The sequence below is a fragment of the Sneathiella aquimaris genome (genome assembly GCF_026409565.1).
Classification (GTDB): domain Bacteria; phylum Pseudomonadota; class Alphaproteobacteria; order Sneathiellales; family Sneathiellaceae; genus Sneathiella; species Sneathiella aquimaris.
The window spans coordinates 2,197,721-2,218,908 of record NZ_CP112881.1; the positions used below are offsets into that span (position 1 = coordinate 2,197,721).

A 21,188-nucleotide genomic window follows, 5' to 3' on the forward strand; every position below is an offset into this window, starting at 1 on the left:
TTATGAGTATTCTCGCAAAAATTTGCAGTGATAAAGCTGAGCATGTTGAAAACTGCAAGAAAAAGACATCCTTAAGCGATTTGGAAATCGCTGTAAAAGACGCGTCCAGTCCACGTGGATTTGTCCAGGCGTTAAGGAACGCCCGTGCAGAAAACCGCTATGGTTTGATTGCGGAAGTAAAAAAAGCTTCCCCGTCAAAGGGCCTCATACGTGCTGATTTCGATCCCCCAGCCCTTGCCAAGGCATATGAAGAAGGCGGGGCAACCTGCATGTCCGTTTTAACCGATATCCCATATTTTCAGGGTGCTGATGAATATCTGGTCGCTGCCCGATCCGCGGTAAGCCTGCCGACGTTGCGCAAGGATTTCATGATTGACCCCTATCAGGTCACTGAAGCCCGCGCGTTGGGCGCTGATTGCATCTTGTTGATCATGGCGGCGCTGGACGACGGACAGGCTCAGGAGCTTGAGGCGGCGGCGTTTCACTACGGCATGGATGTCCTGATTGAAGTGCATGACGCAGAAGAACTCGAACGCACCTCGGTTCTGAAAAGTCCGTTGATCGGCATCAACAATCGAAATCTGAAAACGTTGGAAGTGGATATTGCAACCACTGAGTTATTATCCCAAAAGTTGCCTGAAAATTGCCTGCCTGTCAGTGAAAGCGGCCTTTATACAACGGACGATCTTAAGCGGATGGAAAAAGCCGGATGTGGCTGTTTTCTGGTAGGCGAAAGCCTGATGAGACAGGATGATGTGGCCGGTGCCGTTCGAACCTTGCTTGGAAACGGATAATTCTCATGGCCGGATTTACACATTTCGATGATAAAGGATCCGCCCATATGGTGGATGTGGGCAACAAAGACATCACCGAACGCAGTGCAACGGCAACCGCCCGCGTTCTAATGTTACCAGAAACCTTTATTCTTGTGCGGGATGGCAAGGCAAAAAAAGGGGATGTACTGGCCGTTGCCCGTTTAGCCGGTATTATGGCGGCAAAAAAAACACCCGATCTAATCCCGCTCTGCCATCCGCTGGCGCTGACCAATGTCTCTGTCGAGTTTGAATTGGATGAGGCTGCATCGGCAATCGATATTCTGGCGACTTGTAAACTCAAAGGCCGTACCGGTGTGGAAATGGAAGCACTGACAGCCGCAACGGTTGCAGGCTTGACAATTTACGACATGTGTAAAGCCGTCGACCGAGGCATGGAAATCACAGGGGCCAAACTCCTCTCCAAAAGCGGCGGTAAATCAGGAACCTATACAGCATCATGATTTCAGTCGAAGAAGCCCGCAATAATATTCTCTCCGCCCTTTCCTCTGTGTCCACCGAAACCATAAGCCTGCATACTGCATCGGGCAGGGTTTTAGCAGAAGACATTATGGCGCGACGAACACAGCCGCCAAGTGATATGTCCGCGATGGACGGTTATGCGGTCAAGATATCTGATTTAACCAAGATCCCTGTGACGCTTACCGTTATCGGCGAAGCCCCTGCAGGGGGATCATATGATGCGACCTTGCAATCTGGGCAAGCCGTCCGCATCTTCACCGGTGGTCCAGTACCAAACGGCGCGGATACAATTGTCATTCAGGAAAATACAAGCCGCGATGGCGACTCGGTCACGATTGAAGAAGGCACTGAAAAAGGCCGGTTCATTCGAAAAGCCGGTATCGATTTCAAAGAAGGTGGAAAAGGGCTTTCCGCTGGCAAAACTTTAACGCCGCGGGACATCGGTCTATTGGCGGCGATGAATATTCCCTGGGTAACAGTGCGGCGGAAACCTGTCATCGCCCTTTTATCCACGGGTGATGAACTTGTTCGTCCCGGGGAACCTGTCGGTCCGAACCAAATCATTTCATCAAACGCCCTTCTGGTGTCGGCTATGGTCGAAATGGCCGGTGGCATGCCTATCGACCTTGGCATCGCACAAGACAATGAACAATCCCTCCGACATATGGCGGAAGGTGCCAAATCCGCCGACTTACTGGTAACTCTGGGCGGCGCATCGGTTGGCGATCATGATCTGGTGCAAACAGTTCTGGGAAAAGAAGGACTGAACATCGATTTCTGGCGAATTGCCATGCGCCCGGGAAAACCCCTGATGTTTGGTGATCTGAACGGCACGCCAATGCTGGGGATGCCGGGAAACCCTGTCTCCAGTGTTGTATGCAGCTATATTTTTCTATATCCGGCGATCGATGCCCTTTCGGGACGTTCACCCCGGAAAACGCTTGTCTCACCCGCGATCCTTTCCCATGACATTAAAGAAAATGATCAGCGGGAAGATTATCAGCGGGCCAAAATTATCGGGGAAAAAGACGGCTTACCATTGGTTGAACTTTTCAGCAATCAGGACAGCTCGCTTTTGTCTGCTTTATCCGCCGCCAATTGCTTCCTGAAACGCGCGCCATTTGCGCCAGCGTTGAAAAAAGGAAGTCAGGTCAGCATTATTCCACTGGATGAGGGATATCCCCGTTGTTGATGAAATGCCCCCTTGACGAACAATGAGAACTTTTGTAGAACAAAGTTAATGTTTTTGTTTTGTTCTTTCTGATGGGGCGGCATGTTAACAAAGAAACAGCACGAACTTTTGATGTATATCCACACGTATCTGGAACAGAAAGGCGTTTGTCCGTCATTTGATGAAATGAAGGAAGCGTTGGACCTCAAGTCGAAATCCGGCATCCACCGTTTGATCACCGGCTTGACGGAGAGAGGGTTCATTCGGCGTTTGCCGCATAGAGCCCGGGCTCTTGAAATATTAAAACTTCCCGATGCGGTTCTTCCCGTTGGGATTTCCAAACGAACATCCAGAATCTCTCCTGCCTCTGAATTTAATGTGGTGCAGGCAAATTTCGGGCATAAACCGCAAATCGGAAGTGGGTCGGATAGCACTTCCGCATCTCCGCCCGGGTCTTCGGACAATGGCATGGCCTCCCTCCCCCTTTATGGTCGGATTGCCGCTGGTACGGCGATTGAAGCATTGGCCGATCCAACCAGTTTTGTGGACGTGCCCAATGGGATGCTGGCGTCCGGCGTGCACTACTGTCTTGAGGTTGCCGGCGATTCAATGATTGATGCCGGCATCCATGATGGGGACACCGTTATCATTCGCGAAAGTAAAATTGCTGAAAACGGATCTATCGTGGTTGCGCTTATTGACGATCAGGAAGCAACCTTGAAACGGCTGCGGCGCAAAGGCAATACCGTTGCGCTGGAAGCCGCCAATCCAGATTATGAAACCCGGATTTTTGGCCCGGATCGCGTTAAGGTTCAAGGTCAATTAGTGGGATTATTCCGCAAATACTAGTGGTTTGCATCAAGCCATTTCCGATATACCAACGGCACCCATGGACGATCCCCACGGAGGGAATTGACCGTTTCCAGGCGGGCGTTCCCCTTTTCATCCAGGTAGAGGGCATGACCGCCTTCGCGCCAAAGTGAGAATTTATCCACAATTTTAGTCGGGTTCCGGCAGCCTTTTGGTACGGGAACCCGACTGATTATGATATCGGCCCTGTCACAATCAGTTTTAATAGTATGCGCGTTGTTTAAAAACGTGATTACTTTTGTATTTTTCAAGTAAACACACCCCGTCCCGTCACAGCGAAAAAGAGGCGTTTTCCAATTGGTCAAACGTTCAAATTCGTGAATACCCAATAGCTGGGTCCATCTTTTACGCTCGAACCGTTCAGAGCGAAAGGTTGACGCTGCCGTGCCATACTTCTGGTCATTAATGGCAAACAGGGCGCCGGATTGAGAAAAGAGAATGGCTGGCCTTTCGGCAAAGAGAACCAAGGCAAGTATGAAAGGGGCTGCCCCTAATGCCAGAAATCGCACAGAATGCCGCCAATTGAAAAACCAAAGGAACGCAAGGATCAGCACAACAAGGCCGGATAAGGGAAGCACACCAACCTTCAGGACGGATGCTGTAAATCCCGAAGCGTAATGCGCAATAAATAGGATCATCGATATCCCGTCCCCTGCGAGTTCCAAGGGTACCGCCGCCACGCCAAAGGGCATGAGGCAAAAAGCAATCAGGATCATTGGCATCACCCAAAAGCCCATAATGGGAACGGCAATCAGATTGACGGCAACACCAATCACAGAAAATTGCCCAAAATGAAAAATGGCAAAGGGCGCCGTCGCAAAAGACGCGATCAGCGACGTGAGAAAAATGCCCAGAAAATAATAGGTGAAGCGTCTCAAAACTCCCCTTTGATTGCTTTTCAAGATAAGCAGATGCCCCCACCGTTCATACCCGGCTATCAGACAAAAAACGGCAGCAAAGGACATTTGAAAGCTTGCGCTCAACAAGGTTTCTGGCAGAAAAACTAAAATCAACAGGGCCGCAAGTGCGAGGTTCCTGAGTGATAGAGCCGTTCGGTCAAAACAGATGGCCACAAAGACCATTGAGATCATCAAAAAAGCCCGTACGGCCGAGATACTCATGCCGCTTACCGTGAGATAGAAGCAAATACCGAACAACGCCACCATTGCGGCCCACTTCTTGATCGGATGGTTCAGCGCAAGGGTTGGAAGGGCACTGAAAACCAAACGGACGGCAAAGAAAATTATACCGCCGATCATACCCATATGCAGCCCCGAGATGGCCAGTAGATGGGCGAGCCCGGAATTTCGCATTTCTTCCAGTTGGCTTTTAGGCATATGACTTCGATCGCCCGTCATGATCGCCATGATGAAACCCGCTGACGTTTCCGTGCTGTTCTCCAATATGTAACGATTGATCTTATCGCGCAGCAAAGCGGACATGGAGGAAATCCGCGCCCAAAGAGTGACAGCGTCACGGGTCAGGATCTCCGGACGACTGATCGTGTAGCCGACTGCACCGATTTGCTTGTAATAACTGTCGCGCTGAAAATCATAGCCGCCGGGATAGGCTGGTGGGGGGGGCGGTAACAAAACGGCTTTAACCGATATTTTGTCCCCTGGATGTAGGGACCGAACATCCGAACGGGTTGAAACCCGTATTTTTTTCAAGTCAGAGATCGAAGCCAATTCGAATTCAGGTTGCGCGATGGTTAATCGAACTGACTTTTGACCCGCCGATTTTTGAACAACGATCCCCGTAACCATACTAATGGACTTCTTTTGAAGGATCGGGGCCGCAACCCATTCAGTACGAAGAATTGCCCCAGAAAATCCCGCAGTGACAATTGCCAGAGACAAAACAGGGATCAAAAGACCTTCCCGTTGTCGGACAAATCGAAAAAATAACAGGGAAATTAGGAAAAAGGGCCATCCGCACCAATATAAAGAGGGATGCCATAAAACTGAATAATAAGCCCCTATTCCGACCGCGTACAGCACAGGAACCCAAAGAAACCAACGACTTCGGTCCAAGAAGAAACCAGCAAGCAGCCAATTAATAAGGGATCTCGTCATACCATTCACAGCTCTAATCCAACACGGGCTTGCTCATTTGGAGTACAAATAGTAAAAATGCCCCAGAAATGGGGATAGTTTAGATACTAAACCTATAATTGAATTTAATGCAAAGTAAATTGCCATGACCGTTGTTACCAGATTTGCGCCCTCTCCTACGGGTTTTCTTCATATTGGAGGTGCCCGTACAGCCTTGTTTAATTGGCTATATGCCCGTCATCATGGCGGTAAGTTCGTTTTGCGGATTGAAGACACGGATCGGGAGCGGTCTACGGACGAAGCCATTGATGCTATTCTCAAAGGCATGAAATGGATGGGGCTGGACTGGGATGGTGAACCTTATTACCAGTTTGCCCGCCGCGAACGTCATGCAGAAGTTGCAAAACAATTACTGGAAAGTGGCAATGCCTATTATTGCTATGCCTCAAAAGAAGAATTAGCAGAGATGCGCGAAACAGCCCGGGCTGAAGGCCGCGCACCTGGCTATGATGGCCGTTGGCGGGATCGGGATTCATCAGAATCCCCTGCAGGCGTTGATCCTGTGGTCCGCTTTAAATCCCCGAATGAAGGCAACACCGTCATTGAGGATGCCGTTCAGGGAACGGTTACGATCGCCAATGCGCAACTTGATGACCTGATCCTGCTTCGGGCAGATGGAACACCGACCTACATGCTTTCTGTTATCGTGGATGACCATGATATGGGTGTGACGGATATCATTCGAGGCGACGATCACTTAACCAACGCTGCCCGCCAGTTGCAGTTATATGATGCTTTGAATTGGGCCGCGCCCAGAATGGCTCATATTCCGCTTATTCATGGACCGGATGGGGCAAAGCTCTCCAAACGGCATGGTGCTCTTGGCGTGGAAGCCTATCGAGATATGGGGTATCTTCCCGAGGCAATGCGGAATTATCTGCTTCGTCTGGGTTGGTCACATGGAGACGACGAAATCATCTCAACGGAACAGGCTATTGAATGGTTTAATCTGGAAAATATCGGAAAATCCGCGTCCAGATTTGATTTTGATAAGCTTGAAAACCTGAACGGTACGTATATTCGACAGGCCGATGATGGTTACCTGACAGACCTTATTTTACCTCTTTTGGAAGAGAAAACCGGGCTTTCTGTAACCGATCATCAACGCTCAATGATAGAAAAAGCCATGAACGGCTTGAAAGAACGGGCAAAATCAGTAATATCCCTCGCAGACAGTTCGCATTTCTTAATATCCCAACGCCCGTTGTCTCTGGATGAAAAGGCGTCGAAACTAATAACGGCAGATAGTAGCGGTGTGTTAAATCGTCTGGCTGAAAAGCTGGAAGCACTATCCAACTGGGATAAAGATGCAATCGAAGCAATTGTCCGCGAAAGCGCAGAAGCTGAAGACCTAAAACTTGGTAAAATCGCGCAACCGCTAAGGGCTGCGCTTACAGGTACAACGGTGTCACCAGGCATTTTTGACGTTCTGGAGATACTCGGAAAAGAAGAAGCTCTCGGGCGAATTCGGGACGCGGCGAAAATCTGATTTTCGCCATTCGGAATATCAGCCGTTTCAAAAAAAACGCTGAGATGTGGAATCAGTTTCGAAAGAAACTGAACAAACCTGACGCCAGAATAAGCTGGCTGAATAAAAAGGAAAAATTATATGAGTGGCTCTGAAGTTACTGGCTCCGTAAATCTTGAAGACAAAAGCGGCGAACCACTAAGCCTTCCTTTAATTAGTGGCACAGTTGGCCCGGATGTTATTGATGTTCGCAAATTATATGGTGCGACAGGTCATTTCACATATGATCCTGGATTTACATCGACTGCCTCTTGCGATTCTGCCATCACCTATATCGATGGTGACCAAGGCGTATTGATGCACCGCGGATATAAAATTGAAGAACTGGCTTCGAAAAGTGACTTTATGGAAGTTTGCTTTCTTCTGTTGAAAGGTGAATTGCCAACAGCCGAAGAAAAAGCCAAATTTACGCATGACATCACTTATCACACGATGCTTCATGAACAACTGACCCAGTTCTTCAAAGGCTTCCGCCGCGATGCTCACCCGATGTCTATTATGGTTGGCGTTGTTGGTGCCCTTTCTGCTTTTTATCATGATAGCACCGATATTAACGATCCGAAGCAGCGTATGATTGCCAGCTACCGGTTGATTGCTAAAATGCCAACCATTGCGGCCATGGCGTACAAATATTCTGTTGGTCAGCCCTTTATCTATCCTGACAACGAATTGTCTTACGCAGAAAACTTCCTGCATATGACCTTCAGCGTGCCTGCTGAAAAGTATAAACTGTCTCCAACAGTGGCCCGGGCGATGGATCGTATCTTCATCCTTCATGCGGATCACGAACAGAATGCATCTACCTCTACAGTGCGTCTGGCCGGTTCATCAGGCGCCAACCCATTTGCCTGTATTGCAGCTGGTATTGCCTGCCTTTGGGGTCCTGCCCATGGCGGCGCAAACGAAGCCGTTCTGACAATGCTGGAAGAAATTGGCAGCGTAGATCGTGTTCAAGAGTTTATTGCAAAAGCAAAAGACAAAAACGATCCTTTCCGTCTGATGGGCTTTGGTCACCGGGTTTATAAAAACTACGATCCGCGCGCAAAAGTCATGCAGGAAACCTGTTACGAAGTTCTTGAAGAACTTGGTATCAAGGATGAGCCTATGCTTAAACTGGCAATGGAGCTTGAAAGAATTGCCCTTGAGGACGAATATTTCATCGAGAAGAAACTCTTCCCGAATGTGGATTTCTACTCTGGCATCATTCTAAAAGCTTTGGGCTTCCCAACCAGCATGTTTACGGTTCTGTTTGCACTCGCCCGGACGGTTGGCTGGGTCGCACAATGGAACGAAATGATGGAAGATCCGGGACAGAAAATCGGTCGTCCTCGCCAGTTGTATACTGGTCCAGGAGAACGTCCATTCGTTCCTGTTGAGAAACGCTGAACCATGCGGGCTTCTCAACCCAATGTGAGAAAAAATATGCCTTCGGCCTTGGCCGAAGGCAGTTCCTCCCGTGGGCGGAAGCTTATTCTAAAAGCAGCAAATGATAACAGGCCTTCGTGGGGATACCGGTTTAAAAAAGGACTGTTTTTTGCGGGTCCTGTTGTGGCCGTTCTATTCTTTGGTCTTATCTGGTTTATGTCCTGACGCGATTGTCGCTAGAACAACCTCGGCCGCCCTTATGCCCGGCGCTTTTTCCCCAACCCCCAATGCCTTAACAGCAGATGCATAACCATCCACCTGTTTCTGACGTGCCTCTTTGTCCATAAAGAGCCGAATAAGCGACGGCGCTAAAATTTCTGGCAAGCAGTTTTCCAGAATATGTTCCGGCACAACTTCCTTATCTTCCAGAATATTCACAAGATTGACATAGGGCAGCTTGATCAGACGTCTGGCAATCCACGCCGTCACGGGATGCATCTTATAGGCAATAACGCATGGCAAGGATGCTAACGCTAGTTCCAGACCAACCGTTCCCGATGCCGCCAAGGCAATATTACTCGCCGCCATAGCATCATATTTTTCGCTGCTGTCGATGACCACACTCGAAAACGGCCATTCATTCAACGCGTTCTCTACGATATCTGTGGTTTTTCCGATAACCGGAACAACCAAGGTAAATTCGGGAACCTCCGATTTCACAAGATCCAGCGTTTCTTTAAAGATTGGCAGATGTTTTACGACTTCGGTCCGACGACTCCCCGGTAAAAGCATCAGCAAAGGCTGATCTGATGTAAATCCATGTTTCGTTCTAAAGGCTTCAGCATTTCCACTTGCAGCCCCCGTTTCAATAACTGAATGACCAATAAAAGTTGCCGGTAATCCAACTTTTTCAAAATAGGCTGGTTCAAACGGCAGGATTGTCAAAAGGTGATCATATAGCGGGGCAATTTTTTTGGCCCGGCCGGAACGCCATGCCCAAACGGATGGCGCCACATAATGGATCTTTGGAAATCGTGCGTGACGGACTTTACGGGCAACCCTGAAGCTGAAATCAGGTGCGTCGATCGTCACGAACATATCCGGCTTGCAATTAATGGCGGCATCTGATGTTTGTTTTATCCGCTTCAGAAGGGCCGGGATTTTGGGCAAAACCTCTGCAACGCCCATCACCGTCAATTCTTCCATCGGAAACAGGCTATCAAGGCCCTCTTCTTTCATCAAGGGGCCGCCAACGCCAACAAATGAAATCGGCCGATCGCAGATCTGTTTCAAACCAGCCATCAACTTACTGGCCAAGGCGTCACCAGAAGGCTCGCCAGCCACTAAAAAGATCTTCAGGGGGTCAGTAACAGGTTTCATCATATGCATCCATGTCCGCCCCTAGCGCGGGACAACGGTACCCAAAAGGAATAGGCCTGCCTCATCAGCAAGGCGGATTGTTTCATCGCGATCAACAATCTGACTGGCTTCCGCTTCAATTGCAATTCCCCGCAAGTTAGCGTTGATTGCCTGACGCACCGTGTCCGGCCCCACAGTCGGCATATCAGCCCGCAGATCCTGTCCAGGCTTGGATAACTTGACCAGAACCCCCGCAGGATATTCAAATTTATGCGTTGCACAGCGTTTAATCAGGTTTTCAGTACCTTCAGCCGCTTCAATCCCCAACACATACTCGTCCCGGACAATAACCGCCTGACCGATATCAAACTCGCCCAGAGCCTGTATTACGGCAATTCCTTTGTTGATATCCTTAAGGTCCCCTTCATTGGGGTGATTTGCGCCAAGGGTTCCTTGGGTCGATAAGAGCTCCTGCGCAATTTCATGCGCCCCAACGATTTTAAACCCTTTTTCTTCAACAAAGGCTGTAATGGCCCTCATCAAACCATCATCCCCTTTACTGACCGCAGACGTAATCCGCCCCAGCAGCTTTAAACCTTCAAAATCAGGAAAAAGGTTCTTGAAATCAGGGCGTGCCACTGGCCCGACCATTGTCACACGGCGGCATTCTTCCCGTTTAAGGGCTTTCAGAAACTTACCAATTTTAGTGATGGGAATGATTTCGTGGGGATAATCTGTATATTTTTCAGGGTCGGCTTCACCCTTCACTAACAGAAGGAACGGCATTTCCCCACGATTTTTTAACGTCTCTGCCAGCGTCAGGGGAAGGTCGCCCTGACCGGCAATAATGCCGACACGACCTTCATCTATTGCAGAATTATGGTTGGCAAAAGCCACGTTTGGAGTCTCCATTAATGAAGTCCAAAACAGTTTTTACAACGACTGACTCTGGATATTCTGATGCAATAAGGGCAGTGCGGTCTTTAAACGTGCCCTCTTCTTCTGCAAACAATTTTTTATAAGCATTTCTCAACGCATGAATTTCTTCACGGGAAAAATTACGGCGTTTCATACCGGTAAGATTAAGACCAGATAATACCGCTCTGTTTCCTGTAGCAGATCCGAAAGGAATAATATCGGTTTCAACGCCGGATGCACCGCCAATCATGGCATGGGCACCAATTCGAACAAATTGGTGAACCGCCGACAAGCCGCCAATGATTGCAAAATCCTCAACAATAACATGACCGCCAAGGGTCGCATTATTCACCAGAATAACATTGTCCCCTACAAGACAATCATGCGCAATATGAGCACCGATCATAATCAGCCCGTTATCGCCCACTTTGGTAAGCGATCCGCCCCCTTCTGTTCCCGGGTTTATGGTCACATGTTCGCGAATAACCGTGTTATTCCCGATAATAACCTCGCTTTGTTCACCATGGAACTTCAGGTCTTGCGGAACATGACCGATGGATGCAAAAGGAAAAACCGTACAGCCCTTTCCAATGGTCGTTTTTCCGGCCACTGCCACATGGGATTTAAGAACGGTTCCTTCCCCAATGGAGACACCATTTTCGATCACGCAAAAAGGACCGACTTCGGCAGTTTCGTGAACACGTGCACCGTCTTCAATAACCGCCGTCTTATGAATGTTACCCATCAGGACCCAACACTTCTATTAAAATAAACTCTTTGCTATCAAGTTGCAGACAAAGTCTCAAATCAAGCTTTGTTTCAACGCGTTTCTTGGCAGCCCAGAAACAGCTTAATCTGTAATCATCGCTGCAAAATCAGCTTCAGCAACTTTCTTGCCTTCAACCTCGACAATACCAGTGAATTTCCAGACTGGCCCGCGCTGCTGTTTTTTCGAGACTTTAATATGCATGACGTCCCCCGGTGTTACCGGTGCCCGGAACCGGGCGTTGTCAATAGACATGAACAACACATGCTTGCCTGCATTTGCCGCATCCAGTGATTTGATAACGAGAACGCCCGCGGTTTGCGCCATGGCTTCAACAATCATAACACCTGGCATAATCGGCCGATTTGGGAAATGGCCCTGGAACTGAGGTTCGTTCATCGTGACATTCTTGATGCCCGTTGCGCTTTCGCCGGGATTGATGTCCTTAACACGATCAACCAGCAGCAAAGGGTAGCGATGTGGGATCATTTTCATGATTTCAATAATATCGATCGCTTCAAGAACTGTATTTTCAGTTTCGTCGCTCATTTGCTGCTTCCTCTATTCTTCATCAACTTTCTCAGTGTCGCTACACTTCTAAAAAACTCTTTGATCGGTCTTGCTGGAAACCCTGCATAGACCTGTCCTTTTGGAATGTCTGAAATCACTCCGGACATTGCACTGACCTGCGCACCAGACCCGATTGTAAGATGCCCCGTCACGCCGACCTGACCGCCTAAAAGAACGTAATCTTCGACGGTCGAACTTCCGGAAATGCCAGTTTGGGCCGCAATAATCACGCCCGTCCCCATTTTTACATTGTGACCAATCTGAATAAGGTTATCAATCCAGCAGTTGTCGCCAATGATGGTATCAGGCCCGGCGCCCCGATCGACACAGGTATTAGCCCCGATTTCCACGTTAGAGCCGATAATAACCCGGCCCAATTGCGGAATTTTCACATGCTTGACCGGATCCGGCGCAAAGCCAAAACCATCTTCACCAATGCGCGAGCCTGCATATAACGTTACATTGTCGCCCATATGACAGTAACGAACCGATACCTGAACGGACAGTCGGCACCCTTCTCCAATAATGACATTTTTACCAACGAAGCATTGCGGCCCAATTATTGTATTATCCCCGATTTTGGCCCCGGCTTCGACAACTGCCCCAGCCCCAATCGTCAGGTTTTTCCCAAGAATTGCTGTTTCATCGATAATCGCTGAGGAATGAATAGAACCATCCCCCTCTTCCGGTGGATAGAAATGCCCGGATATTTTTGCAAACGACTTGTAGCTGTCTTTGGAGACCAGTAATGTCATACCTTCTGGCGCATGTTTTACCGCAGATTCAGGCACAACACATGCCGATGCTTTGGAGTTTTTAAAGGCATCCAGATATTTCGGATTGCTGAAAAAACTAACCATGTCAGCACCAGCACTGTCCAGTGCCCCAACATCGGAAATTACCAGTTCAGGATCAGGGCCTTCGATGCGTGCATCGCTTATCTCAGCCAGATGTTTCAGGGTATATGGACCCTTGTTTTGGAAAAAGCGTTTATCAGCCATTATTGAGCAGGCAGTGGTACGAGTTTTACAGAAACAGATGGTAACTTTGCGTTTAGATCCGCAACAACCAAATCCGTGATTTCCAATTTGGTTTCACCAAACAGGATTTGTTTCTTTTCAACGATCATGGTTGCCCCAACTGATTTGGCAATCTTGGATACGATGGGCTCCATCGTTTTTTCGATCTTTTTGACCGTATCGGAACGCGTTAAGGCAAACTGCCTCAACTTGAGGCGAGCGTTGCGATTAAAGTCTGCCGCTTTTTTGCGAAACGCATCCCGTTTTTTCACAAATACATCCGGCGCCAGAATAGCCCGCTGCTGAGCAATTTGCTGCTCTTCTTCACGAAGTTTGTTTTGTGCGATTTCGTTTTTGGCCTTGAAGTTTTTCTCCATCGCCGAGATTTTCATATCGGCGTCCTTCATGGCTTTGGACTTCGACAAAACAGCCCCCAGATCCAGAACAGCAATATTCTGTGCATCCTGAGCTTGCGCAACAGATGTTACGCAGAATAAGCCCAGTAAGATCGCAAAACCCAGTTTGTTAAACATATAAAAAAAGTTCATTTTAGAATCTGGTTCCAAATTCAAGTTGGAAGATTTCATCATCATCGAAATCTTCTTTCAGGAACGGATAAGACACATTCACCTGCAACGGACCAAATGGTGACGTCCAGTTTACACCAAAACCAGCTGAGGCCCTAAGTGAAGCTTCATCAAGAATATTCGGATCATTGTCGTCAATCTGCGCCAATGTTCCGGCATGAATGAAGGTCCGACCCAGCAATCCAAACTCTTCAGGAAAGCCCATTGGGAAACGAACTTCAGCTTTACCCACAATATAGGCATTTCCGCCCAGAGAGTCACCGGTTACCCGATCCCGAGGACCGATACCTGATTTAGCAAAACCGCGGAAAGACCGGCCGCCAATATTAAACCGCTGAGCAAGGATGACATCTTCGCCCAAACCAAAGATATAACCAACGTCACCCCCGACACTTAACACGACATCTTTTTCATACAACGGGAAGAAGTGCATATAGCTTGCTTCTGTCGCAATCGAATATACATCACCGCCCAGACCGGAATAATTTTGCCCAAAGGTATATTGGTTACCTTCCGTCGGTAAAATAGTGTCGTCCAGATAGTTGAAGTTCAGGTTATAGCCAATTGAAGACGTCAGAAACTCGCCTTCAGATTTCTGAATAACGGTTGAAGCATCTGATTGTACGTTGTCGATTTTCTCGTTAATCAAAGAATAGTTTACGGATGCCGTGATATTTTCCTTGATCCTGAAACCGGTACGCAAACGGAAACCCAGACGGTCCAAGTCGTAGCCACTTTCATCCTGCAAGTCTTTACGAACATTGAAAATATCGAAGCCTGCCCGTAAATCCCGGCCCATGAAATAAGGTTCTGTAAAGCCCAGATCGATATTCTGGTTTTCCGCACCCAGTGAAATCTTGAACTTCAGATCCTGACCACGTCCCAACAGGTTGCGCTCGCGGATCGTCAGATCACCAGAAACAGAATCTGTTGTCGAGAAGCCTGCACCAATACTTAGCTCACCAGTTGATTTTTCCTGTACATCAACATTGATGATCGTTTTGTCGGGTGAGCTTCCTTCATCCTGCGTGACTTCCACCTTCTGGAAGAAGTTCAGTCCGCGGATACGCGCCCGTGACCGACGTAAAAGAGCGGTATTGAACGCATCGCCTTCGGCCAGTTTAAACTCGCGGCGAATAACGTGGTCGAGTGTACGAACATTACCAGTGATGTTGATCCGCTCCACATAAACCCGCGGGCCTTTCTTAATCTGGTAATTCACAGCAATTTTCAGGTTTTCAGGATCACGATCAACTTTAGGACGTACATTGACAAAGGCGTATCCCAATTTACCCAGTTCGAAGGTGATCGCCTGAATGCTTTCTTCGATTGCATCCGCATCATACGTCTCGCCTTCAAAGGTCGTCAGCAGGGCGCGGATCGCCTCTGGCTGCAGATCCTTGATTTCGCTTTCCACATCGATCTTGCCGAACGCATATTGCTGCCCTTCATCAAGAGCAAATGTAATGAAGAAACCATCACGATCTGGTGTCAATTCGGCAATTGCGGACACAACCCGGAAATCGGCATACCCCTTGCTGAGATAGTATTTACGCAAAAGTTCCCGATCGAAGGTCAAACGGTCCGGATCATACGTATCGCTGCTGGAAAGAAAATTATACCACCGGGTTTCGTCTGTTGAAATCTGACTCAACAGGCGTTTATCCGGGAAAATCTTGTTACCAACAAACCTGATTTTCTTAATGCCGGTCTGTTCGCCCTCATTGATCTCGAAAACCAGATCAACACGGTTTTGTTCCAGCTGGATCACTTTTGGTTCAACAACGGCAGCAAATCGGCCACTGCGGCGGTATACTGTTATAATCCGCTGAACATCGTTTTGAACACGCGCGCGTGTATAAACAACCCGGGGACGCAGCTGAATTTCAGAATTCAGGACATCATCATTAATACGGCGATTACCTTCAAAGGCGAGGCGGTTGATGATCGGGTTCTCGACAACATTTACGACAATAGCGGACCCGTCCCGGCGGATCGTTACATCGGCAAAAAGCCCCGTATTAAACAGGGCCTTCAATGACTTGTCGACGCGTGAGCGGTTATACGGAGACCCGACAGAGAACAATAAGTATGACTGAACGGTCGACGCTTCGATACGACGGTTGCCTTCCACACGTATTTCAGAAATGCTATTCGCAGTTTGCGCGATTGCCTGATTTTGCCCTGATACGGGAGTACCAATGGCTGCTAAAGTTAGCGCACAGACGAAAATCAATACTCGCAAATTTCCACCCCCCAGCGGATTCCGTTTTAACAGGATTTGAAATAACCGACGTTAAGAAAACAACCCGGTCAAGAAATCCAGCGAGTCCTTAAACAGGTATTTATTCAGATCATTCCACGTTGCGAATATCATTAGCATCAGAACGAGCGTTAGTCCAATACGGAAACCAAATTCCATGTATTTTTCGCCAAGCGGTTTTCCTTTAATGGCTTCAATGACATAAAACAATAAATGGCCGCCATCCAACATGGGAATTGGAAACAGGTTAATCAGGCCCAGACTGATGGAAACAAAGATCATGAAATTAAACAGGGACAGCAAATTATCCGAGAGGCTGGACCCTCTTTTTGCAGCATCCCCAGACATCTTCAAAATACCGATCGGGCCGCTTAGCTCTTTGGTATCCCGGGCACCTGTGATCATCTGGCCTGCCCCTTTAAGGGTTGCCGTGGTCACAAACCAGGTCTGGTCGACCGCGCTGCTCATCGCACTGAAAAGACCGTGCTGCCGGAATTCGCGTTTTTCCGACCGAATGCCCAACTGACCGATTTTTTGAACATTGCCATCGGCATCTACATGCTCAACAATTTTTGGAGTGATATCGAGAAAAACAATTTCACCACCCCGGTCAATTTTCATGTTCAACGGCTCGTTCAGGCCGACAACAACCTTTTGGCGCAACTGCTCAAAACTATCAATTTCATCGCCGTTTACCGACAGAATACGATCGCCAGGCTCGATCCCCGCACTCATCGCCGCACTATCGTCGATCACTTTCGTTGCAATCGGCGGCGTATGGGCCTGGCCCAGTGTCAAAAACAGAATTGTCAGGGCGACAATAGCAAACAAATAGTTCGCCGCAGGACCGGCGGCGACCACTGCGGCCCGTTGCCACAATTTTTTATGATGAAAAGAAACCGATTTATCTTCTTCTGAAAGTGCATCAAGACCAGTTTCCGCGTTACTGGCTACCCCTGCATCCCCAAAAAATTTGACATATCCACCGAATGGGATGGCACTAATACGCCAGCGACATCCATTTTTATCATACCAGCCGAACAGTTCTTTGCCGAAACCAATGGAAAAAACGTCCACTTTCACACCGCATAAACGTGCAATTTTATAATGTCCGTATTCGTGAACAAAAACCAGAATTGTAATCACCGCGACAAAGGCGGGAAAGTAAATCCAGTATTCAGATATTAAATCCATTAGGGCTCCATCACCTGACCTGGGGTCAGCTTCTTTGTTCAAGTGCAGTCTGAGTATAGGCTCTCACTCTGCGATTTTCTTCGAATATGTCTGCGATTTCGTTAAAAGTGACAAAATCAATCTTATTCAAAACCTCTTCAACAGTTTCAGAGATTTCCAGAAATCCAATTCGCCCCTTCAGGAAAGCGTCTACCGCGATTTCATTTGCTGCATTTAGGACCGCCGGTGCTGATTTTCCAGTCTTCAATGCGGATTTAGCCAGTCGAAGGGCCGGAAACCGTTCAAAATCCGGATCCATAAATGTCAGTGTTCCTATTTTTCCAAGCTCGAGTTTCTGAGCTTTAAAGGCGTGCCGGTTTGGCCAGCCAAGCGCATAAGAAATCGGTGTTCTCATATCCGGAGAACCCAATTGGGCCAATGTCGATCCATCTCGATATTCAACAAGACTGTGCACCACCGACTGGGGGTGAACCAAAATATCAATCTGGTCTTTTTCCACCGGAAACAGATGATAGGCTTCAATCAACTCCAGGCCTTTATTCATCATTGTCGCAGAATCAATGGAGATTTTTGCGCCCATATCCCAATTGGGATGCGCAAGGGCCTGCTCTCGGCTGACATCCCGCATGTCAGCGCGTGTCAGGTTCAGAAAAGGCCCCCCGGACGCCGTCAGGATCAATCGTTCAACCATCTCAGTCTGATGGGTGTCAAATACCTGAAAAATGGCATTATGTTCACTATCAACGGGCAGTAAGGTCGCCCCACATTTTTTTACGTTATCAAGAACCAGATCACCGCCACAGACCAGCGACTCTTTATTGGCAAGCGCAATGGTCGCGCCTGTTTTAACAGCAGCCAATGTTGGTGCCAGCCCGGCCGCCCCGACAATCGCGGACATTACCCAGTCCACAGGCGTTCCTGCAGCATCAATCAAGGCCTCTTCCCCGGCCTCTGCCTGGATACCGGTTCCCGAAAGGGCCTGCTTTAAAGTGTCATAAAGGGATGCATTCCCGATAACGGCGCGTTTCGCCGAAAATTCAATAGCCTGCTGCGCCAGGAGAGAAACATTGTTGTGTGCTGTCAGGCATTCGACGTCAAAATCCTCTGACGCCTCCCTGATCAACTTTAAAGTACTGACACCGATGGATCCAGTAGAGCCCAAAATAGTAATGCGCTTTGTCGCCGGATTTTTCAAAGCAGCCCGTTCTGCAATCCTTGCTGCAAATTCCATGTTACATCCTTACTACCATCGCCATAGAATATAGGGCGGGCGCGACAAATAACACACCGTCCAACCGATCGAGTACGCCGCCATGGCCTGGAATCATGTTGCTAGCATCTTTTATCCCAAAATATCGTTTCCAGCCGGATTCAAAGAAATCGCCAATTTGCGCCAAAACAGCAAACGCCGCTCCGAGCAAAGCAACCAGCCAAACCGGAAATCCGGAAAAATCGATATAGAGGGTTGAAACACCTGCGACGATCGCCGCGCTGATCATTCCACCGATCAAGCCTGCCCATGTTTTATTCGGGCTGATGGACACAGCAATCTTCGGACCGCCAATCCTGCGGCCCGCAAAATATGCCCCGGTGTCAGTGGCCCAAACAATCGCAAACAACAAAATTGTCAGGCCAAGCCCATCCGGGTCCAATGTCCGTAACTGCAAAAAACAAAGGACAGGAATACCGATATATAACGGTCCCAGAAAACCGCCCAGCCATTCATTGTCCCGCTTTGAAAAGAGACCAACAACGAGGATTATGGATGCAGAAATATACAAAGGATACAAAGCGGTTAAGAGGTTTTTCTCACTTTGCAAGTAAATAGATACCAATAGCGATACACCGATCAGCGCGCCATACAGATACCCATTGTTTTTAAAAGATGTTTTGCACCATTCATAGATCATTGCCAAGCCGGCAACGGTCATGAAAACAGTGAAATACAATTCTCCAAAATAAACAGCAGCGATTGCGATTGGGGCGAGTACAAGCGCTGACATCACCCGCAATTGTAACGATGAATAGGATTTAGCCACTAATCGCTCCAAACCGACGATTACGACCAAAATAGTCGTCAATTGCATCTTCAAGATGCCGTTTCGTGAAATCAGGCCAAAGAACGTCCTGAAACACCAACTCAGCGTAGGCTGATTGCCAAAGCAGGAAGTTGCTCAGTCTTTTTTCGCCGCTGGTTCTGATGATCAAGTCTGGATCCGGAATATCACCGGTATCCAAGCTCTTGGAGAACAGGTGCTCTGTTATTTCTTCAGGCTGCAATTCTCCAGCCTTTACTTTTTCAGCCAGGCTCTGAACCGCAGATATTATCTCTGCTTGCGCCCCATAGCTTAACGCTATCGTGAGAACCAGTCCCCGATTATCCCTGGTTTCTTCCAACGCAACATTGGCCAGGTCTTGAATATCCTGGGGAAGCCGTTTCAGGTTTCCAATAAAATTTACCCTAACCCCATTATTCTTAAGCTCTTTCAATTCTCTTTTGATAAAGAATTTAAACAGCCCCATGAGATGGTTCACTTCTTCTTCCGGACGGTTCCAGTTTTCTGAAGAAAAAGCAAAGAGTGTCAGATAGGGCACGCCCAATTCACGGCATCCCTTGACAGCTTCACGAACAGCTTTTGCCCCTTGTTCATGCCCCTTTAACCGGCTCATTGAACGACGGGTAGCCCACCGTCCATTGCCATCCATAATGATGGCAATGTGGGTCGGAACTTCAGATATGGATTGACTAGATTGCGCAATCTCCATCAATCAAACCTGCATGATTTCCTGTTGTTTTTCTGACAGCATATCGTCCACATTTTTTACATATGTGTCCGTCAGCTTTTGAATGTCTTCTTCAGCCTTTTTCACATCATCCTTGGAGTAGTCACCGTCTTTTTCAGCCGCTTTGGCGGCATCGTTCCCGTGACGACGCACATTGCGGATAGCAACTTTTGCCTGCTCAGCGTATCCACTGGCAACTTTCGTCAGTTCAACACGACGTTCTTCAGTAAGTTCCGGAATAGGAACGCGCACTGTTAAACCATCTACGACAGGGTTCAGACCAAGACCGGCATTGCGAATGCCTTTTTCAACGGCGCCGACATTTCCCTTGTCCCAAACCTGAACGGCCAGCATCCGTGCTTCCGGAGTGCTTACTGTTCCAACCTGGTTCAAAGGCATCTCTGCACCATAGGATTCAACCGTTACAGGCTCGAGCAAACTGATATGCGCCCGACCGGTTCTCAGACCACCAAATTCCGTTTTTAGAGACTCTAACGCCCCCTTCATCCGTTTTTCCAGGTCCTTCATTTCTGGCCCAGCCATTACTCTCTCCCTAAATTAATAGATATTTCTAACATGCTATCTTAATTCAACAAATCGCTGTGACGGCATTATTATCAAGAAACTTCCGTAAAGCATCCGTCTTTTTTCAATACTCTAGCAAATGACCCGGTTTCCTGAATAGAAAATACGAGAATTGGAATATTGTTTTCCCGTGCCAGTGATATTGCCGCCGCATCCATGACCTTGAGATCGTTGGCAATTACATCAAGATGACTGAGCGTATCAAACCGTTTTGCGTCTGGCGAAGTGCGCGGATCTTTATCATAGACCCCATCAACATTCGTGCCCTTAAGCAGCGCATCACATTTCATTTCTGCCGCCCGCAACGCCGCAGCGGTATCAGTTGTGAAAAATGGATTGCCTGTTCCGGCTGCAAAAATCACAATCCGTCCGCGTTCCAGATGACGTTCTGCCCGGCGTCGAATGTATGGCTCACAAACCGCGGACATCGGAATCGCTGAAAGAACCCTGCTTTCCATACCTTCTTTTTCAATGGCATGCTGCAAGGCAAGGGCGTTCATGACGGTTGCCATCATCCCCATATAATCGGCATTTGCCTGATCCATGCCTTGAGCGGTCCCGGAGACCCCGCGAAAAATATTTCCGCCGCCAACAACAACGCAAACCTCCACCCCTAAATCATGGGCTTCACGGATATCCTGTGCAATACGTGTGGCAGTTTCCACATCGATACCATATTGCTGATTTCCAAGAAGAGCCTCACCGGAACATTTAAGAAGAACCCGTTTATATTGCGGTTCACTTGGCATTTTAACCCCGATTTCTAACAGTTGATCTGAATTGAATTTCGGGAAGACAGC

General features: G+C 48.2%; 20 protein-coding genes. 6 read left to right on the top strand and 14 right to left on the bottom strand.

Translation table 11 applies throughout. The features are described from left to right. Nucleotides 1-2 precede the first annotated feature (2 nt). The 4 genes from trpC (at nt 3) to lexA (ending at nt 3,315) form a co-directional block, all read left to right on the top strand. A complete protein-coding gene (trpC, locus tag OIR97_RS10425; protein ID WP_169545571.1) occupies nt 3-794 on the top strand; it encodes an indole-3-glycerol phosphate synthase TrpC in 792 nt (263 codons plus the stop codon). A 5-nt stretch (nt 795-799) separates the two neighbouring features. Continuing rightward, the gene (gene moaC / locus OIR97_RS10430; RefSeq protein WP_169545572.1) at nt 800-1,276 is read left to right on the top strand and encodes a cyclic pyranopterin monophosphate synthase MoaC; all 477 of its coding nucleotides are present in this window, start codon (nt 800-802) and stop codon (nt 1,274-1,276) included. Further along, a complete protein-coding gene (locus OIR97_RS10435; RefSeq protein ID WP_169545573.1) occupies nt 1,273-2,487 on the top strand; it encodes a molybdopterin molybdotransferase MoeA in 1,215 nt (404 codons plus the stop codon). The genes moaC and OIR97_RS10435 overlap by 4 nt, the downstream gene beginning before the upstream one ends. Before the next feature lie 81 nt (nt 2,488-2,568). Next, nucleotides 2,569-3,315 carry a transcriptional repressor LexA gene (gene lexA / locus OIR97_RS10440; protein WP_169545574.1) on the top strand — a complete coding sequence of 249 codons (747 nt, stop codon included), beginning with the start codon at nt 2,569-2,571 and terminating at the stop codon, nt 3,313-3,315. On the opposite strand, the gene OIR97_RS10445 is transcribed toward lexA, so the two are convergent. Next, complete coding sequence (locus OIR97_RS10445) at nt 3,312-5,411, bottom strand: ComEC/Rec2 family competence protein (RefSeq protein WP_169545575.1); 2,100 nt, start codon at nt 5,409-5,411, stop codon at nt 3,312-3,314. The genes lexA and OIR97_RS10445 overlap by 4 nt on opposite strands. A gap of 124 nt (nt 5,412-5,535) precedes the next feature. Here OIR97_RS10445 and gltX point away from each other — a divergent pair, with 124 nt between their 5' ends. Together gltX and gltA are read left to right on the top strand one after the other, a co-directional pair. Beyond that, on the top strand, nt 5,536-6,939 hold the full coding sequence (gene gltX, locus OIR97_RS10450; RefSeq protein WP_169545576.1) for a glutamate--tRNA ligase: 1,404 nt from the start codon (nt 5,536-5,538) through the stop codon (nt 6,937-6,939). A gap of 120 nt (nt 6,940-7,059) precedes the next feature. Continuing rightward, entirely contained in the window at nt 7,060-8,364 is a 1,305-nt protein-coding gene (gene gltA / locus OIR97_RS10455; RefSeq protein ID WP_169545577.1) for a citrate synthase, read from the top strand. Between the two features lie 171 nt (nt 8,365-8,535). Here the strand turns inward: gltA and lpxB are convergent, their stop codons facing one another. The 13 genes from lpxB to pyrH form a co-directional block, all read right to left on the bottom strand. Beyond that, complete coding sequence (gene lpxB / locus OIR97_RS10460; RefSeq protein ID WP_219821724.1) at nt 8,536-9,732, bottom strand: lipid-A-disaccharide synthase; 1,197 nt, start codon at nt 9,730-9,732, stop codon at nt 8,536-8,538. Nucleotides 9,733-9,744: 12 nt separating this feature from the next. Continuing rightward, nucleotides 9,745-10,614, bottom strand: a complete 870-nt coding sequence (locus tag OIR97_RS10465; protein ID WP_169545578.1) for an LpxI family protein — start codon at nt 10,612-10,614, stop codon at nt 9,745-9,747. Then, nucleotides 10,580-11,365, bottom strand: coding sequence for an acyl-ACP--UDP-N-acetylglucosamine O-acyltransferase (lpxA, locus tag OIR97_RS10470; protein ID WP_169545579.1), 786 nt, complete (start codon nt 11,363-11,365; stop codon nt 10,580-10,582). Before lpxA ends, OIR97_RS10465 begins: the two co-directional genes overlap by 35 nt. 105 nt (nt 11,366-11,470) lie before the next feature. Further along, nucleotides 11,471-11,935: a 3-hydroxyacyl-ACP dehydratase FabZ gene (gene fabZ / locus OIR97_RS10475; protein ID WP_169545580.1), complete on the bottom strand. Its 465-nt coding sequence runs from the start codon at nt 11,933-11,935 to the stop codon at nt 11,471-11,473. Further along, entirely contained in the window at nt 11,932-12,957 is a 1,026-nt protein-coding gene (gene lpxD / locus OIR97_RS10480; RefSeq protein ID WP_169545581.1) for a UDP-3-O-(3-hydroxymyristoyl)glucosamine N-acyltransferase, read from the bottom strand. The genes fabZ and lpxD overlap by 4 nt, the downstream gene beginning before the upstream one ends. Then, nucleotides 12,957-13,523 (bottom strand): OmpH family outer membrane protein, encoded by a 567-nt coding sequence (locus OIR97_RS10485; RefSeq protein WP_169545582.1) that lies wholly within the window; start codon nt 13,521-13,523, stop codon nt 12,957-12,959. Before OIR97_RS10485 ends, lpxD begins: the two co-directional genes overlap by 1 nt. A gap of 1 nt (nt 13,524) precedes the next feature. Then, on the bottom strand, nt 13,525-15,807 hold the full coding sequence (bamA, locus tag OIR97_RS10490; RefSeq protein WP_219821725.1) for an outer membrane protein assembly factor BamA: 2,283 nt from the start codon (nt 15,805-15,807) through the stop codon (nt 13,525-13,527). Nucleotides 15,808-15,858: 51 nt separating this feature from the next. Beyond that, nucleotides 15,859-17,019, bottom strand: a complete 1,161-nt coding sequence (gene rseP, locus OIR97_RS10495) for an RIP metalloprotease RseP (protein WP_169545583.1) — start codon at nt 17,017-17,019, stop codon at nt 15,859-15,861. A gap of 25 nt (nt 17,020-17,044) precedes the next feature. Beyond that, nucleotides 17,045-18,250, bottom strand: a complete 1,206-nt coding sequence (locus OIR97_RS10500; RefSeq protein ID WP_169545584.1) for a 1-deoxy-D-xylulose-5-phosphate reductoisomerase — start codon at nt 18,248-18,250, stop codon at nt 17,045-17,047. A gap of 1 nt (nt 18,251) precedes the next feature. Continuing rightward, a complete protein-coding gene (locus tag OIR97_RS10505; protein ID WP_169545585.1) occupies nt 18,252-19,058 on the bottom strand; it encodes a phosphatidate cytidylyltransferase in 807 nt (268 codons plus the stop codon). After that, entirely contained in the window at nt 19,051-19,785 is a 735-nt protein-coding gene (locus OIR97_RS10510; protein WP_169545586.1) for an isoprenyl transferase, read from the bottom strand. Before OIR97_RS10510 ends, OIR97_RS10505 begins: the two co-directional genes overlap by 8 nt. A 3-nt stretch (nt 19,786-19,788) precedes the next feature. Next, on the bottom strand, nt 19,789-20,346 hold the full coding sequence (gene frr, locus OIR97_RS10515) for a ribosome recycling factor (protein ID WP_169545587.1): 558 nt from the start codon (nt 20,344-20,346) through the stop codon (nt 19,789-19,791). Between the two features lie 74 nt (nt 20,347-20,420). Beyond that, nucleotides 20,421-21,137, bottom strand: a complete 717-nt coding sequence (gene pyrH / locus OIR97_RS10520; protein WP_169545588.1) for a UMP kinase — start codon at nt 21,135-21,137, stop codon at nt 20,421-20,423. Between the last annotated feature and the right edge of the window lie 51 nt (nt 21,138-21,188).

What these genes read in the sequence shown, in the direction of transcription:
- lpxB (WP_219821724.1), bottom strand. Translation starts at nt 9,732, where the DNA reads ATGCATATGATGAAACCTGTTACTGACCCCCTGAAGATCTTTTTAGTG.
- fabZ (WP_169545580.1), bottom strand. Translation starts at nt 11,935, where the DNA reads ATGAGCGACGAAACTGAAAATACAGTTCTTGAAGCGATCGATATTATT.
- OIR97_RS10500 (WP_169545584.1), bottom strand. Translation starts at nt 18,250, where the DNA reads ATGGAATTTGCAGCAAGGATTGCAGAACGGGCTGCTTTGAAAAATCCG.
- OIR97_RS10445 (WP_169545575.1), bottom strand. Translation starts at nt 5,411, where the DNA reads ATGACGAGATCCCTTATTAATTGGCTGCTTGCTGGTTTCTTCTTGGAC.
- rseP (WP_169545583.1), bottom strand. Translation starts at nt 17,019, where the DNA reads ATGGATTTAATATCTGAATACTGGATTTACTTTCCCGCCTTTGTCGCG.
- gltA (WP_169545577.1), top strand. Translation starts at nt 7,060, where the DNA reads ATGAGTGGCTCTGAAGTTACTGGCTCCGTAAATCTTGAAGACAAAAGC.
- OIR97_RS10465 (WP_169545578.1), bottom strand. Translation starts at nt 10,614, where the DNA reads ATGGAGACTCCAAACGTGGCTTTTGCCAACCATAATTCTGCAATAGAT.
- gltX (WP_169545576.1), top strand. Translation starts at nt 5,536, where the DNA reads ATGACCGTTGTTACCAGATTTGCGCCCTCTCCTACGGGTTTTCTTCAT.
- trpC (WP_169545571.1), top strand. Translation starts at nt 3, where the DNA reads ATGAGTATTCTCGCAAAAATTTGCAGTGATAAAGCTGAGCATGTTGAA.
- pyrH (WP_169545588.1), bottom strand. Translation starts at nt 21,137, where the DNA reads ATGCCAAGTGAACCGCAATATAAACGGGTTCTTCTTAAATGTTCCGGT.
- lpxA (WP_169545579.1), bottom strand. Translation starts at nt 11,365, where the DNA reads ATGGGTAACATTCATAAGACGGCGGTTATTGAAGACGGTGCACGTGTT.
- OIR97_RS10435 (WP_169545573.1), top strand. Translation starts at nt 1,273, where the DNA reads ATGATTTCAGTCGAAGAAGCCCGCAATAATATTCTCTCCGCCCTTTCC.
- lpxD (WP_169545581.1), bottom strand. Translation starts at nt 12,957, where the DNA reads ATGGCTGATAAACGCTTTTTCCAAAACAAGGGTCCATATACCCTGAAA.
- moaC (WP_169545572.1), top strand. Translation starts at nt 800, where the DNA reads ATGGCCGGATTTACACATTTCGATGATAAAGGATCCGCCCATATGGTG.
- OIR97_RS10485 (WP_169545582.1), bottom strand. Translation starts at nt 13,523, where the DNA reads ATGAACTTTTTTTATATGTTTAACAAACTGGGTTTTGCGATCTTACTG.
- OIR97_RS10510 (WP_169545586.1), bottom strand. Translation starts at nt 19,785, where the DNA reads ATGGAGATTGCGCAATCTAGTCAATCCATATCTGAAGTTCCGACCCAC.
- frr (WP_169545587.1), bottom strand. Translation starts at nt 20,346, where the DNA reads ATGGCTGGGCCAGAAATGAAGGACCTGGAAAAACGGATGAAGGGGGCG.
- lexA (WP_169545574.1), top strand. Translation starts at nt 2,569, where the DNA reads ATGTTAACAAAGAAACAGCACGAACTTTTGATGTATATCCACACGTAT.